This is a genomic window from Kitasatospora nipponensis (assembly GCF_039528135.1).
GTDB lineage: Bacteria > Actinomycetota > Actinomycetes > Streptomycetales > Streptomycetaceae > Kitasatospora > Kitasatospora nipponensis.
The window spans coordinates 1-747 of record NZ_BAAALF010000674.1 but is presented as its reverse complement, the minus strand read 5'-3'; the positions used below and the strand labels follow the sequence as shown (position 1 = coordinate 747).

Here is a 747-nt window from a genome sequence, read left to right as displayed (position 1 = left end):
CACCCCGGCTACTGCTGTCCGGACGGGCCCCGCGCCGACCGGCCGGGGGAGTGCGGCAAGGTCCGCATCTCCGCCGGACTCCTCGAAGACCATCTCGGCGAGCACATCGTCGCCCGCCTGATGCTGCCCGGCACCCAGGAGGCCCTGGAGGCCGCACGCGCCGAGGCGCAGCGGGAGCTGGAGGAGCACCGGGCCCGGCTGGCGGAGGTCCGCGAGACCGTCGACTCCCTCGGGACGATGGTGCTGCACCGGGAGATCACCGCTAAGAGCGCCGGGATCGCCAAGGCCGAGGCCGCACGGGAGACGAAGGCCCTCAACCGGGCAATTCGCCGCCTGGAGTGCGCTGCGTCGACGCCGGTCACCGGCAGCGTCGAGGAACTGGTCACATGGTGGAACACGGCACCGACGGAGGCGAAGCGCGGTCTGGCCCTGCTGATGCTGTGGCGTGTCGACATTTTCCAGGGCGGGCGGGGGACGCGCACGATCAAGCCCGGCCGGGTGAAGCTGTGGTGGCGTCACCTACCGCCGCCGCCCGATCTGCGCACCGCCAAGTAGTCCACCGGGGCGAGCAGATCAGCGCCGGGTTCGCGCCGGGCGGATGGAGCAGGCCGCGATGCCGCTGAACAGGAACAGGCCGAACAGCCCCGCGCAGGTGGAGCTGACGGTGTCCTGCACGCTGACGTTCCACGCCTCACCGTGGATCTGTGTGACGGCGACGAAGGCTCCTTCGGTGGCGCCCCAGACTGC

At 71.5% G+C, this 747-nt stretch carries 1 protein-coding gene; it reads left to right on the top strand.

Features of this window, described 5'->3' with window-relative positions:
• The coding region (locus ABD323_RS42645) for a hypothetical protein (RefSeq protein ID WP_344447425.1) at nucleotides 1-555 on the top strand (555 nt) is incomplete at its 5' end.
• Between the last annotated feature and the right edge of the window lie 192 nt (nucleotides 556-747).